The 14,805-nt window shown below is 56.2% G+C and carries 5 protein-coding genes; 2 read left to right on the top strand and 3 right to left on the bottom strand.

The features are described 5' to 3' along the window. Window positions 1-348: 348 nt before the first annotated feature. Window positions 349-1,929, top strand: a complete 1,581-nt coding sequence (locus NB063_RS28375; protein ID WP_250932444.1) for a BamA/OMP85 family outer membrane protein — start codon at window positions 349-351, stop codon at window positions 1,927-1,929. Continuing rightward, the gene (locus tag NB063_RS28370) at window positions 1,926-3,398 is read left to right on the top strand and encodes a BamA/OMP85 family outer membrane protein (RefSeq protein WP_250932443.1); all 1,473 of its coding nucleotides are present in this window, start codon (window positions 1,926-1,928) and stop codon (window positions 3,396-3,398) included. Before NB063_RS28375 ends, NB063_RS28370 begins: the two co-directional genes overlap by 4 nt. A 195-nt stretch (window positions 3,399-3,593) precedes the next feature. Here NB063_RS28370 and NB063_RS28365 read toward each other — a convergent pair whose 3' ends face one another. The 3 genes from NB063_RS28365 to NB063_RS28355 form a co-directional block, all read right to left on the bottom strand. After that, window positions 3,594-6,887 carry a response regulator gene (locus NB063_RS28365; protein WP_250932442.1) on the bottom strand — a complete coding sequence of 1,098 codons (3,294 nt, stop codon included), beginning with the start codon at window positions 6,885-6,887 and terminating at the stop codon, window positions 3,594-3,596. Between the two features lies 1 nt (window position 6,888). Then, the gene (locus NB063_RS28360) at window positions 6,889-11,802 is read right to left on the bottom strand and encodes a PAS domain S-box protein (RefSeq protein ID WP_250932441.1); all 4,914 of its coding nucleotides are present in this window, start codon (window positions 11,800-11,802) and stop codon (window positions 6,889-6,891) included. 605 nt (window positions 11,803-12,407) lie between these two features. Next, a complete protein-coding gene (locus NB063_RS28355) occupies window positions 12,408-13,964 on the bottom strand; it encodes an outer membrane protein assembly factor BamB family protein (RefSeq protein ID WP_250932440.1) in 1,557 nt (518 codons plus the stop codon). Between the last annotated feature and the right edge of the window lie 841 nt (window positions 13,965-14,805).

The raw sequence follows: 14,805 nt of genomic DNA, 5'->3' as shown, positions 1-14,805 counted from the left end.
ATTTCCGAACGGCTCCTAAGTGGCTAATGTTCCGAAGGCTGCTTGCCTACCCAGATGTCCTGTCTTCACTGGGTGGGGGCCCGCTGACGTCGTCGCGGTTACCAGTGAATTGAGAGTCAGCCCAAAAGCCTTGCCGGCTGTCATTTGGGTTTAGTGAATCGTTGGCGACGTACGATCTATAAACAAGGTCGTGCAGTCGTCACGCGGTCACTTTGCTGCCATTTCCCTCTTGTGGTGAACGTCTCAGCATTGGTAGGTACGACCCGCAGAGGTTTCCGAACGGTCAAAAAGCCGCAAAAAAGGTGCCTTCGCGATCTGTGTCCAACCCTCACAAGGAACCGCTCGGCGATGCCTTTTCCCGTTGCCTTCCCGTCGTCACCACCGCTGACGAGCTGCGATTCGCTTACGCGTCCGGTCGCGAACCGCAGTCGAGTGAAGCGGTGCCCTCGCATTGCTAATCTGATTGCACGACTGCTGCCAGTCTTGATGCTCCTTCTTTCACCAGTTGCCTTTGCCCAAATGGGTGGAGCCGGAGGCGGCATGGGCGGCGGAGGTGCTCAGGCCCCCGAGGCAACGGTGAAACCGAAGTTTAGGGACCACATCCACACACACGCGGGGATGACATTTCGCCGTGAACGCGGTGACGCCGTCGTCGCGTCGGTGCGAATTATCGGAAACCGAACGGTATCCGCGGCTGACATCTTTACCGAACTGCAGACCCGTAAGGGGCGGTTCTACGACAGCGAGACGGTGCTCGCGGACGTTCGTCGCCTGAACGACATGGGGTCGTTTGATCAGGTGACGTTTGACGTCAAACCGCTTGGGGCGAACCCCGAAGACCAAGCCGAAATGCCCCCAACGCAGCCGGGCGAAACATTGACTCCGAGCGTGATTGTGACGTTCTTCGTTCACGAACGTCCGATGGTCGCGAAAGTGGTCTTCCACGGCAACCGAGCGCTCAATGATCGCGAGATCGCTGGACGCGTTGGCGTTACCGCTGGCGATCCACTGAGTGAGTTTTCGGTCGAGTCCGGGCGTCGCCGTCTGCTCGACTACTACCACGACGAAGGCTTTAATCAGGCGGCTGTTTCGGCGGCGATCACCAGCAACGATGGCGGAGCTTCGGTCGGCGTCACGACGGGCGACTTGCCGCCCGGAACGGTGATCTACCGCATCAATGAAGGGCCGCTCGAACGCATCGCTGACATTCAAATCGAAGGCAGCACGATCGTGACCGAGTCGCGGTTGAAGAAGATCATTCGCAGCCGCGGACCGATGGTCGGCTTCATGAGCTATCTGGGCAACAAATTCAACAAGAAGATGATCGAAGAAGATGTCAATCTTCTCTCATCGTACTATCACACGTTGGGGTTCCTCACCGCCACGGTCGGACGACGTTACGAATATGACGAGACCGGCAAATGGGTGAATGTCTACTTCGTCGTCAACGAAGGTCCCCGTTTCACCGTGGGAGACGTGCAGATCATTGGCAATGAATTCATTACCGAAGAATCGTTGCGTGCGAGACTAGAACTGCATGCGGGCGATATGTTCGACGGAACGATCATGCGTCGCGACGTTGGCGAAATCGTGTACGGCTACGGCGAACTCGGCTTTATCTATGCCGAAGTCAAACCCAAAACGATCATGCGTGATGAAAATGGTGTCGCGGACATCGTGTATGAAATCACCGAGGGGGATCGATGGAAAATTGGTCGCATCCTGGTCAATATCGATGGCGAGCCACACCTGATGCGTGAAACCACCATGCTAAATCTGGTTGACATGAGAGAAGGCGATTGGATTGACCGACGTACGTTGGAAATGAGCCGCCGTCGAATCGAACGCAGCCAATTGCTAGAAACGAATCCTGCGGTCGCGGAAGCTCCCGATATTAAAGTTGTGCCGAAGGAGGACGTTTTGCGATGATCGACGTCATGAATTTCCAAACGAAGAAGACAACCGTGAAACGTGCCGTCGGACTGCTTACCGCTCTCCACGTGAGTGCCGCAACTTTGCTTGCTCCGGTGCTAGCGTTCGCGCAGCAACCGTATTCACCACCATCGGCCTATTCGGTTCCTCAACCTGCACCTCAATATGGCGGGTCGACGTACGGAACGAATACTCCACCGAGCTTTTCGACGCCCGGCTATGGAACGGCTCCGCAGACATCGGCGCCAGCGAGCCCGAATGCCTATGGCGGCGACGTTTACTCGCAGCCGCCGGCGTTCAATCCGACCTACAACGATCCGCCAGTCAACTATCCTCCTGTCGCGCCGTATCCACCCATGGTAACGGGCCCGGAGGTTCGCGAGGCGGACTTGATCATCCAAGGCTATCCGGCTCGGACCGGACGCGTGATGTTCGGCGGTGCCGTTAACAGTGACGCGGGTGTCACCGGTCAAGTCACGATCGACGAACGAAACTTTGATATCTCGCGTTGGCCAACTTCGTTTCAAGACCTGTTCAGCGGCACGGCGTTTCGTGGTGCAGGGCAAACGTTCCGACTCGAAGCGGTCCCGGGGAGTGTCTACCAGCGATACACGGCGCAGTTCGCAGATCCGAACCTGTTTGGTTATCTTCCGATCAGTATGTCGATCAGCGGGTTCTATTATGACCGCCAGTTTGACGATTGGGACGAGGGGCGATTGGGCGGACGGTTGTCGTTCGGTTACCGGATCACCCCTGACCTTTCCATCTCCGCTGGTGTGAACGGACAAAATGTTGAGATCAGTCAAGCAGCCGATCCGTCATTGCCTCAATTGGCCGAAGTGCTTGGCGATAACGCCCTCTATAGCGGCATGTTCTCGCTGATCCACGACACGCGGAATAGCCCATTGCAACCGAGTGAAGGTCACTACATTAAAGCGAGCTACGAACAAGCGTTTGGTGATTTCGACTACGGACGCTTTGAAGGGGAATATCGCAAGTACTGGCTAATGCGTGAGCGTGCCGATGGTTCGGGGAAACAAACCCTGTCGTTCGGAAGCCAGATCGGCATTAGCGGTGAAGACACGCCAATCTTCGAAAACTTCTTTGCCGGTGGTTACGCCACCATTCGCGGTTTCGATTTCCGAGGGGCATCGCCAGTGGTATCGACTGGCGCCGGACTCATCGAGGTCGGTGGCCGGTTCCAGTGGCTCAATTCGGTGGAATACATGTTCCCGTTGACGGCCGACGACGCGTTCCGTGGTGTTGCGTTTGTGGACTTTGGTACCGTCGAAGAAGACATCGAGATCAATGAAGATAACTTCCGGGTTGCACCCGGATTCGGGTTTCGCGTCGCGATCCCGATGCTCGGGCCGGCTCCCCTCGCGTTTGACTTTGCTTTCCCTGTCATGAAAGCAGAATTCGATGACGAGCGGATGTTCAGCTTCTACATGAGCACGACTCGTTAACGGCACGTCTGTATGCGATCCAACGATTGCGGCCATCTCTTGGTAATTCGAGAGGTGGCCATTTTTGTTGGGACGTTTTTCAAAAAATGACGTAGCACGCAATAGGTGGCTACGTTTGTCGGAACATGGTCTGCCATCTACCGACGGCGGTTACGGTAAGTGTGGAAATGCTCTAGCGAGTCGAGAAACCATCGGTCAGGCGTTACTGCTTCCGGCGCCACGCAACGTCGAAAAATTTGTCGTGATCAATTCTTCGAGTTCGCCTTTGCTGGCGGGTTTGACAACGAAATGATCACAGCCGGCTTCGATCGACTGTTGTTTCACTAGCTCCTCGCTTCGTCCGGAAAGTGCGATCACGAGGCCTTCGTAATGGTTTCGCCGAAGTTCGCGGACGACGTCGTGCCCATGGATATCAGGCAGTCCGATGTCCATCACGACGCAATCGGGCGGATTGTCCGCCACGATGTTTTTGGCCGCGGTGCCGCTGTGACAAATCGTTGTGTGGAAACCTTCAAGCTTGAGTAGCATCGCGGTCGCTCGCGCCGCGTCAACGCTGTCATCGACGACAAGCACGTGCAGACCTCCGTTGACGTGTTGAGACTCGTTTCGCAGTTCCGCTTTGCGTCGTTCCCGTTCGGCACGAAGAGCGTCAATGGACAGAATCTCCGCCAAGCGGCGAACTTTCTCAACCAGCTCTTTGGCGTCGACGGGTTTCGATTGGTAGTCGTCGCATCCCACCTCCAAACAACGCTCCTTGTCACCTGTCATTGCATCGGCGGTCATAGCGATAATGGGGCGTTCAAATCCTGTTGCACGCAGTTCAGCGGTTGCCGCGTACCCATCCATTACGGGCATCTGCATGTCCATGACGACCACGTCGAATGCCTGGCCGTTTTGCTCGGCCGTGCGAATTTTTTCGATCGCTTCGCGTCCGTTGGTCGCAGTGTCGATCGCTGCACCGGCGCCTTCGAGAATGTGCTGCGCAACAAACCTCACGTCGCGTCGGTCGTCGACCAAAAGCACGCGGCAACCCAGGCAAACGCGATTGCGTGGACGTTCGGTTTGGTGTGACACCTTCTCGATTTGGAACTCATCAAACGAAACATTCTCTAGATCGCCGACGGGGAGTTCGACACGGAAGGTTGACCCGACCCCCAGTTCGCTTTCAACGGTCAGTTGCCCGCCGAGCATGGTTACGAGTCGTTTGCTGATCGAGAGTCCGAGCCCGGTGCCGCCAAACCGTCTCGTTACCGACGAGTCCGCTTGTGAGAATGGTTTGAAGAGTTTGCCCATGTGCTCACCCGAAATACCGATTCCGGTGTCTTGGATTTCAAATCGGAGTCGATGCTGGTCGTTGGCCTGGGTATGAGTGACCCGCAGTTGGACTTGGCCTTTTTCAGTGAACTTGATGGCGTTGCCGATCAAATTGATGAGCACTTGTTTGAGGCGTTTGGGATCCGTTTCGATGGTCGAAGGCAATTTTCCTTCGCCGACGACGCGGAGTTCGATCGATTTGTCTTCGACTCGGACCTGCATCAACGCCCAGATGTCTTGGAGGACTTCTGAGAGCTTGCATGATTCGGGTTCAATATCGAGTTTGCCGGCTTCGATCCGCGACAGGTCGAGGATGTCATTGATGATGTCGAGCAGGTGGTTGCCGTTGCGTTTGATCGTCTCGACGCAGCCGCGATTGTCAGGGTCGTCGAGGTGACTCAGGAGCATGTCGGCGTGGCCGAGGATCGCTGCCATCGGCGTTCGAATCTCGTGGCTCATGTTCGCTAGGAACTCGCTCTTGCTGATGCTGGCTTGCCGGGCCATCTTCTCGCTCTTTCGCAGGGCCTCTTCCGCTTCGCGTTGGTTGGTGACGTCGGTGTTGGTGCCGAACCAGCGGAGGATGTTCCCGGCTTTGTCTTTGATGGGCACCGCTCGAGATAAAAACCATCGATACTCACCATCCTTGCCGCGTAGTGGAAAGGTGTCTTCCCAGATTTCGCCGGTTTCTCTTGCCCTCAACACGCTCTCACGCACGCGGTCGACGTGATCAGGGTGCTGGACCTTTGTCCAACCCCAGTCTCGCATCTCGTCCATCGTGCTGCCGGTGTAGTCGAGCCAACGTTGATTGAACCAGTTCACTTTGCCAAAGTCTTCGCACGTCCATGCGAACTGGCTCATGTTGTCGGCCAACATCCGAAAACGTTCTTCTGACTCACGCAACGCCTGTTCGATTTTTGCTCGTTCGACGATCGCCCAGGTGCGTTCGGCGGTGTCTTCGACCAGCACAATTTCGTCCGCAGTCCAATCGTGTGGCGAGGCGTTTTGCACACCAAAAACGGCGACCAATCGGCCTGCCTTGAGCAGCGGTACGGCAATGAACGCGTGAATCTGAAGTCCTAGATAGATTTCTAGATTTGGTTCATCGATACGCGGGTCGTTTTGTATATCGTCAACGACGATGGTTCGGCCGGCGTGGCATTCGTCGTAGATCAGCGAACCAAAGTCTTTCAAGTTGTACTTGCCTACCACGCTCGGCACACCGAAGGTGTAGTCGCGGTGGACCACGATTTGAGATTCATCAGACTCCACATCAACATACAACGTGCGACTGACTCCCAAGTGCACGCCGAGAACGCGTGCAGCCTCTTCTTGGATCTCGGTGGGGTCGGCGAGCGTGCGCAGGGAGTCCGCCAACGCTACTCGGAACGCATCCCGAGCGGCGGTTAAACTGAGTTGTCGATTCAAATCTTCGACAAGCTTGCGATCCGCGACCGCATCTTCCATGAGATTCAATGCTGCCAATCGTGAATCTTGAAGTTCGCTCACAGTGTTGCGCAGTTTCAACTCACGCTCTTTCAGCCGTTCCCGCTCACGCTCGAGTTGGACGACCGAGTCCAGTGTCGAATAGGCCGCCGACGCGAACTTGCTCAGGCTGTTGAGCAGACGCAAATCTTCTAAATCAAACCGACGTTCGTCATCGTGAGATACCGCCCAAACCGTCCCGACGGGTTCGCCGTTAAGGTAGAACGGGACCAGTAGGCTTTCGCATATGGCCGGAAGGGAAGGAGCGAGATAGCGGAAGTATCGCTCGGGGTGGTGGAACAGTTGTGCTGACTTGCGTTCGAGCACGACGGCGCAAGGACCGAAGTGACGCGGTGTGCCGCCTCCGACATGATGGCACCATTTACCAGCGATCGCGGGCCATACAAAGTCGCCTGTTTCCTCTGAAATGAGACTGATTCCTGCCGAGCCGACACGAAGCATGTCGAGCGTCACGTCGGCGATCTTGTGGAGAATATCGTGTGGCGAATCGGCTAGGTGTTCGGCGAGCGTCAGTAGGACACGCGTTTCGGTAGCATGATCCGCCGGACGTGACGGACGCTGATCGAGCGAGTCGGTAAGGAGTATCGATTCGAGCGTTACGCCAGGAGGAGGCTTGAGTAACGCCGGATCAAGCGTGCCCGCATCGGGATGGGTGGCAGAGTTTTGCGACATTTTATGCCTTGGTCGATTCATGTCGTATGTCAAACTCCAACGGGAACCGTTTAGGTTCGTTCAATCGTTGGCACAGTTCGTTGATTTGTCGTTTCAATTCAATCATTCGCATCTCGCGGCCGACGGCGGCACGGTTGAACCGTAACAGCTCTTCATGTTTGGTGCGCAGTTTGTCTTCGGCATCTTTGCGGTGAGTGACGTCACTGGCGGCGCCAAACCACTCGATGATTTCGCCGTGCTCATCCAAGATGGGGATCGCGCGGGAGTAGGTCCATCCGAAGGTTCTGTCGCTTCGCAAGACTCGATGTTCCAGTTCAAAGATGCACTTGGACTCGATCGCTCGGTTGATCAGCTTCTTCACTTGCGTACGGTCTTCCGGCGGGATGAACATTTCCAACCAAGTCTTATGAGGTTGGGAATCGCTCGGGAAAAGCTTGTGGTTGTCGATTTGACGCATCTCTGTCCAGTCGGCATTCATCGAGTAGACGATGTCCGATGTCGCATTCGTGAGTGCGCGGAATCGCTCTTCACTTGAACGCAACGCCGCTTGCGCTCGTGGACGTTCGATTGCGATACCGGCGAAGTGCGCGAACGCTTCGAGCGCGATTAGCTCTTCTTCCGTTGGCTCGCGTGGGGTGGAAAAATAAATCGCACTCGTTCCCAGCAGTTCGCCGGAACTCGCCCGGATCGGCTGTGACCAACATGCGGCGAGATGGTGTTGGTTTGCCAGTTCACTGAAATCAGCCCAGAGCGGATCAGACTGGATGTCAGAAACGACAACGCGTTCTCCGCGGAAGATTGCTGTTCCGCAAGAGCCAGCCCGCGGGCCGGTTTCAATCCCGTCGACCGCCGCATTGTATTCTCGGGGCAATCGTGGGGCAGCACCGTTTCGCAGGTGCCTTCCATCGGGAGCGAGCAATAGGATGGAACCAAACGCGGTTGGAATTTGCAACTCGATAAACGAGACCAGTTCCGTCAGGATTTCGTGTAGCGATCGTTCCGATGTGATCATCTCCAGAATCCGGACCTGACGGGAACGAAAGTCTTGCGCAATCTTGCGTTCGTGGACGTCGATGACCGACCCGATGAAGCCTAGGAATTCGCCTGCATCATCGAATCGTGGTCTGCCGGTATTGATTGCCCAGCGATATTCGCCATCGGGTTGACGAATGCGATGGTCGATGGAGAACGGGACGTGTCGCGCATTGGCGTCGAGGAATATCTGGCGTGCTTCTCCGCGATCATCAGGGTGGACCGCGTTGAGCCATCCGAAACCGCCTTCGCCCAAGCCTTCTTTTTCGCTTTGTCCGGTGTAGTCGAACCAACCTTGCGAGAGAAACGAACACGCTCCATCGACTTCGGTGGTCCACAGCATTGTGGGGGCGTTGTTTGCCATCGTTCGGAAGTATGACTCGCTTTCACGTAGTGCCGCTTCGGCTTGCCGCCGCTGAGTGACGTCGCGAAACACCAAAACGCATCCGACGACGTCGCCGTGGTTTCCTCGAATGGGCGCGGCGCTATCATCGATCGGGCATTCGCTGCCGTCTTTGCGGATCAGTGTTGTGTGATTGGCGAGACCTACGACGGTGCCTTCGGACAACGCTTTCATCGCCGGGTTTTCCCTGGGTTCGCGTGTGTCTTCGTTGACGATGCGGAAAACCTGGTTGAGCGGCAAACCGGCGGCCTCTTCCAGCGTCCAACCCGTCAATGTTTGCGACCTCGGGTTCATGTTCACGATGCGACCGTCAGTGTCGGTGGTGATGACCGCGTCACCAATGCTTTCAAGGGTGACACTCAGCAGGTCACGTTCTCTGCGGAGTGCCTCTTCGGCTTTCTTGCGATCGGTGACATCGCGGGTGAGAGCCAGTTGCAATATTTCGCCACTTGGCCCGGGAAGCGGAACGGCGTGCGTTTCCATGTGACGACGCGTTCCCGTCAAGCCGACGATGTCAAACTCGAGTTTGTCGCGTTCGCCCCGGCAAATCCGCTCGTTGAATTCGTGGAATTTCTTGCGGTCTTCGGGGGCAATCAAGTCGTAGACGCATCCCCCGGTCACGGTCGCCGATGCTTCTGCCCCGACCATTGAGAGACCAGAGGGGTTCATCTGCAGAAGCGTTCCGTCGGAAGCAACCAGTTTGATGCACTCGGGAGTCGTGTCCACGATCGCTTGCAAAAATTGTTCTCGCTCGCGAAGTGCTTCGTCCGTTCGCTTTCGCTCAGTAATATCCATCACAATACCGGCGAGCTGAATCGTGTCGGCGGATCCCCCGGTTACGGCGTGGCCGCGTTCTTCGAGCCATAGTGTTTCGCCATTGTCGGGGCGAGATATACGGTACTGACTCACGTAGCTGCCGCGGTTTTGAATTGCGCTTTCAACGACCGTTTGGAGATTGCGGGCATCGTCGGGATGAATGAGCGAAAGCTGTTCGGTCCTGGTACCGATCATCGAGTCATGGTCTAGCCCAAAGACCTCGCCGACGTTGTCCGAGAAAACGATATGGTCGTCCGATGCGTCCCATTGCCAGGCAACCATGTGGGCGGCACCGAGCGCCATACGGAGTCGCTCCTCACTTTGGCGCAGCGACTCGGCGGACTCAATCCGCATTTGGGCGATTTTCAGGTGTGCTCCGACGCGGGCCAACAGTTCGCGAGCGCTGAAGGGTTTTACCAAATAATCGTCGGCCCCCGCTTCCATGCCTTCGACACAGCTTTCTTCGCCAGCGCGAGCGGAGAGCATGATCACGGGGATTTCGGATAGCTGTGGATCGGCGCGGAATTCTTGTAACAGTCCGAAACCGTCCAGCCGCGGCATCATCACATCGCTGAGGACCAGATCCGGACGCTCGGAACGAGCCGATTCCAACGCCGCCTTTCCGTCGGAGACAACGGTGACGCGGTAGTGTTCGGCGAGTAGCCGCGACACGTATTGACGCATGTCCAAATTATCGTCGGCGACTAACACCAGTGGCCGATCGTCGTCGCCTGCGGTGGTGCTCGAATTGGTGGGAATCGAAACAGGGTCGGTGGAGTGTGTTTGGTTCGCGTCAGCTCGCTGGTTCGCATTCTCCTCTTCGGTTTCGTCGGGAAGCCAACGGAGGGCTTCTTCCACGAACGGCGTGGCTCCCGTGCTGGTAGAAACGTAGGCCCGATGCTCGCCAACTTGGTCGCTCGGTAAGTGATCTTTTCCCACCGGGATTGTCACGGTGAACGTGGTGCCTTCGCCGAGGGTGCTGCTTGCTGAAATCGAGCCGCCGTGCAGTTTGACCAGTTCCTGCACCAACGCCAAACCGATACCGCTACCTTCATGGGTACGTCCCTCGGCGTTTGGGATACGGTGGAATCGTTCGAAGATTCGCGTCAGGTGCTCGGATGCGATTCCGGTTCCGGTGTCGCCAACCACGAGTTCGACGTTGTCTCCGCATTGACGCTGCGTGACCGAAATCTCGCCTTCCAACGTGAACTTGAACGCATTGGATAGGAGGTTCAGTACAATCTTTTCCCACATGTCGCGATCGACATAGGTGGGGGCGGCGATTTCACTACAATCGACTTTCAACCTCAGGCCGGCCCGTTCGACCGCAGAGCGAAAGACGCTGGCCAATTCCGAGGTGAACCCGACTAAATCAGTGGGTTGATATGCCGCATGAACGCGCCCGGCTTCGATGCGTGAGAAGTCCAGCAGGGAATTGACGAGACGCAGCAAACGGACGCCGTTTCGGTTGACGACTTCGAGCTGTCGTTTGGCGGACGGCGACAAATCCGTGTGACTGCGTGATAGCAGGTCCTCGACGGGGCCGAGCATCAAGGTCAGCGGTGTTCGGAATTCGTGACTCACGTTTGAAAAGAAAGTGGTCTTGGCACGATCGAGTGTTGCCAACGCTTCCGCCCGACGTCGCTCTTCTTCATACGCACGCGCGTTAGCGACTGCGGTCACGATTTGCCCGGCGAGCAAATCGAAGAAACCACGGTAGCTGTCGTCGAAGGCCAACCGGGGACTGAGCCCGCCCACCAGGAAACCGAAAGGTTGTGTCTGTCCCGATTTGGCGAGCGGAAGAACGACCGCCTGTCTCGGGGGCTCGGGCCACACGCCAACTGATAGGTCGCCAAATTGGTCGACCAAATCGTCGACCAAGATGCTCTCGTGGCGTTGCAAAGCCTCCTTAAACGGCCACGGACTGGCGTCGCTGTTGATGTCGATCACGTAGGGGCTGGTCGGCATTTCCTCGGTGACGCCGGCAAGACCCGCACGACGCGCCTGTTGCCCGTTGCTTTCGAGCAGATAAATCAGAGCGAATGGAACGTCCTGCGGGTTACTCTCGATGACAAGCGACGCATTTTGGCATGCTTCGTCGGTGGAGGTTGCCTCTTCGCTGGTCCGTGCGGCAAGTTCTCGTAGCGTTCGGAGTCGACGTTCACCGATCGTGCGTTCGGTGTCTTCGGTGACGACGCACAGCATGCCGCCAACGTTGCCGTCGTCCGAGGGAAGCGGACTGTATGAGAACGTGTGGTAGGTCTCTTCGGAGAAACCACGACGTTCAAGGAACAGCAGCAAACCTTCGTCCCAAGTTGCAACGCCCGTCTGTAGCACCGACTCGGCACGAGGACGGACGTCTTCCCAAATCTCCGGCCAGACTTCGGCAACCGGTTTTCCGAACGCCCACGGGTGTTTGGGACCGAGCGTCATTTTGGCGTACGCGTCGTTGTAAAAAAACGTGAATTCGGGACCCCATCCCAGCCACATCGCATAACGCGAACCGAGCATGATGTTGAGGGCCGTCTTTAACCCCTGGGGCCACTGCGCCGTGGGGCCGACTGGAGTTTGGGACCAGTCGAACTCGCGCGTTCGCCGGCTCATCTCGCCTTCGCCGGAGAGAAAGTCAAACGCGTCCGGCTCGGGGTGTTGCGAGTCGCTCATAGGTTTCTCTCTCACCATGATCTTCAGCGGTCCGAAAATAGATAAGTCCGAAATGTGAAAATCTTCAGAACGTCACCATGTGGCTGAGCATCATTCCATCGTAAGAAATCGGGCAAAGCGCAAATCGCGGATTCGCCGGCAAAATCTTGTCGATGCAAGGATGTTTAAGCGAATCCACCTATGGCTTACCGGCCTATGCCGATTTGGAAACGATAAGTCGTCAAGCGATAAAGCAATCTTCTGCGGCATGTTGCCTATAGCGTAACGCGTGCCAACGGATTTGCACTGCGGTGCTAGCGTTCGTTTTGCGATCGATTTTCGACCAATTGCCGCGAAATACGTTCAGAAAAACGTGGAGCGGTCGAGTCGTCATTGATCAATCGCAAACAGCTGGCAGCTGATCGTTCACTTGGTCGTTTTTTGACCAGTTGTGATTGCCGTCGATAAGCAACGCTCAAGAGGCTCGGTGAAGATAGCAAGCGGCGTCTGGAACGTCACCGGTACCAACTGCCGAGGCCCGAGTGGACATAAGTGACGTAACGAATCTACCCTGAATTCGCGGGGCTAATAAATGCTGGCAAGTCGCACCGCCAAGCTGGGCAGCATCAACGTTGATCGCCAATGCAGATGATCTCTTTGCTGGTGCGCTGGTAGAGATGCCCGTTTGCGGCGGTGAAGGGACTGAGGGTCCAAGTCTCACCGGGGAGCCCGAGGTCGTTAACCGCGACGAGCGCGTGCTCATCAAACTGATCGGCAGTCGCGTCGATCACGTAGACAGTGCCGAGTACGGTGCAGAAGTAGATGTGATCATTGACGACGATCGGCGTGGCGGCGGAGATGTGGCCAAATCCATGGCCTAGCCTTCGCTTGTCTCCCTCTACTTGAAATCCGGATCCGGTCGTGTCACCCGATTGGAATTCCGTCCATGAAAAGGTTCTCTTTCCGTTTTCAACAACGACCTGTATCGGAACTTGCAAGTAGTTCACTTCGGCGGTCTCGATGTTGATCCGGCCGAGGACTCCGGGTTGGCCGCTCATGAAGAAATGATACTTGCCCACCCCGATATTGGTGCGGTGTGTCTGCAAGTGGGGTGATTTGACTTTCGGTGCTGGGGCAGACGGTTTGTATCGTCCGCTGGTTTCGTCAAATGCGACGATACTGCCGGTATCGCGAACTCGGATTTGTTTTATTGTCTCGCCGGTTGCCAGATCAAGCACGAAGAAGTCGTTTTTGTCGAAGCAATAGGCATGTTTGTCGTCAATGAAGTGCGTTCCTTCGAAGTACAACCCTGGGCGTTCCCAATTCAAATCATGGGCCGCGTCGAGACGTGATAGACCAAGGCCATACGGCTTTTCCGGTGGGCTGTGACTACCGCCTTTGGCGTGCAACAGCACGGTCTCTCCATGAACCGATCCGAGTGCGCCTTTGCTATGCACGCTGATTCCGTCGGGAATCACTGCGGTGGGCTGGCCCGTTAGGGCGTCGAAGCATCGGACGTACATCCACGGCCAACCAGTTTTGCTGTTCTTGTCATAGTCTTTTGCTGTTTGCGGGCGACGCTCAGGATCGCTTGCGTCACGCATCATCGCGTAGTAGAGGTTGCCGTCATGTAGGAACGGTTGAAATTGTTTGGCAGAGTGTTTCGTTCGCACTTCGAATTCTCGCCCCCAAACACGCTGTCCGTCGAGTGTGTGGCATGCCATATAGCCTCCCGCGTTGACGAACCAAACGTGATTGCCGTCGGTAACGGGAGTGGGCGTCGTCGAATCCGTGAACGTGCCGTTGACTTGGTTGGGACGTTTGCCTGGGAGGTCACAACTCCAGAGTATTTCGCCGGAGTCCGCGTCGAGACAATAACCACGTGTTTCTGATACCCATGTTCCCTTGGGGCTGATGTCTTCGGCGCTGAGCTTGCGAAAGCAGGTTAAAAAGAGCTTGTCATTCCAGACCGCGATGCCGCTTTGACCTGTTTCCGGCAGCGGCATCACCCAGCGAATGTTTTCATTCGTAGCGACGCTCCAACGCGTCGGGTAGACCGTTTCGCTGTTCAGGTGGTCGTTGTGATTTGGGCCGCGGTTTTCAGGCCAGTGATCTCCGCCCGCTGCGGGGATTGCGAGTGCAGTGGCGATGATGGCAATCGTCATTCGGGGAAGGGCGTGCACGTTCGTATTTTGCCTGTGTAGATGGTTTGGGAGAATGGTCATTCCGCAGCGGTCTTAGGTCGAAGGCTGGTAGTGCCGAGCGGTGCCATTGTAAGCACGTAGGCTGGAGTTTTTCGGTATGTCGGTCATTTCATGCTAATCATGGTTCCTACGTTCAACCAAGGCTATCACTGGACTGCCAAAAATTGTTCTGGACAAGACGTGTCGCTATCCCTGTTGCGTTTAGCTGGATCTAGTAATTCGCGAACGGTTAGTCGCGATCGTGACGAGATCCAAAAGCCACGGACGTGAGTCCGGGGTTTGGGAAAACAAAGCGAAGCAAGTCGCAACGCGACGACACTAAACACGGGTGGACGCACGAATGAACCATCGGGAGCGGCATTTGTCATCGCTTCGCGACTTGGTGTTTGCGGGGGGCGACGTCGACCCCGGACTCACGTCCGGGGCTTCTGCCTGCCGTCGCTATCGCGACTAGGAATGGAAGCAATACTGGCGCGGCCTTGTATTTCCACGTCTTCGCAACGAGTTAGCACTCCAGGCTAACGCCCAAATGGCTCATAGGATTTTGCCCAATTATTCCGGCCTACCTGCTTAGTCGATTAATGATGTCGGATCGTGCCAAGTAACCAGCGACTCGGCTGATCGGTTGGTACGCGATTGATCGTTTCATTCGCTCTCGGTTGGATGGGGCGTCGATTGTATTACTGAAGGATTTCAAATGTAGCGGAACGGCGCGAGCCGTCCGGTGACTCGGGACCGGACGGCTCGCGGGCTGTTGTTTTAGGCGTTTGGCAAAAACTAGTGAGCCGACAGCGCTAGCTCTTAGGTTTAGTCGCATTTT

The sequence above is a fragment of the Aporhodopirellula aestuarii genome (assembly GCF_023701485.1).
GTDB classification, from domain to species: domain Bacteria; phylum Planctomycetota; class Planctomycetia; order Pirellulales; family Pirellulaceae; genus Rhodopirellula; species Rhodopirellula aestuarii.
The sequence above is the reverse complement of the archived record's forward strand: the minus strand, read 5'-3'. Positions and strand labels throughout refer to the sequence as shown.

What these genes read in the sequence shown, in the direction of transcription:
- NB063_RS28365 (WP_250932442.1), bottom strand. Translation starts at nt 6,887, where the DNA reads ATGTCGCAAAACTCTGCCACCCATCCCGATGCGGGCACGCTTGATCCG.
- NB063_RS28375 (WP_250932444.1), top strand. Translation starts at nt 349, where the DNA reads ATGCCTTTTCCCGTTGCCTTCCCGTCGTCACCACCGCTGACGAGCTGC.
- NB063_RS28360 (WP_250932441.1), bottom strand. Translation starts at nt 11,802, where the DNA reads ATGAGCGACTCGCAACACCCCGAGCCGGACGCGTTTGACTTTCTCTCC.
- NB063_RS28370 (WP_250932443.1), top strand. Translation starts at nt 1,926, where the DNA reads ATGATCGACGTCATGAATTTCCAAACGAAGAAGACAACCGTGAAACGT.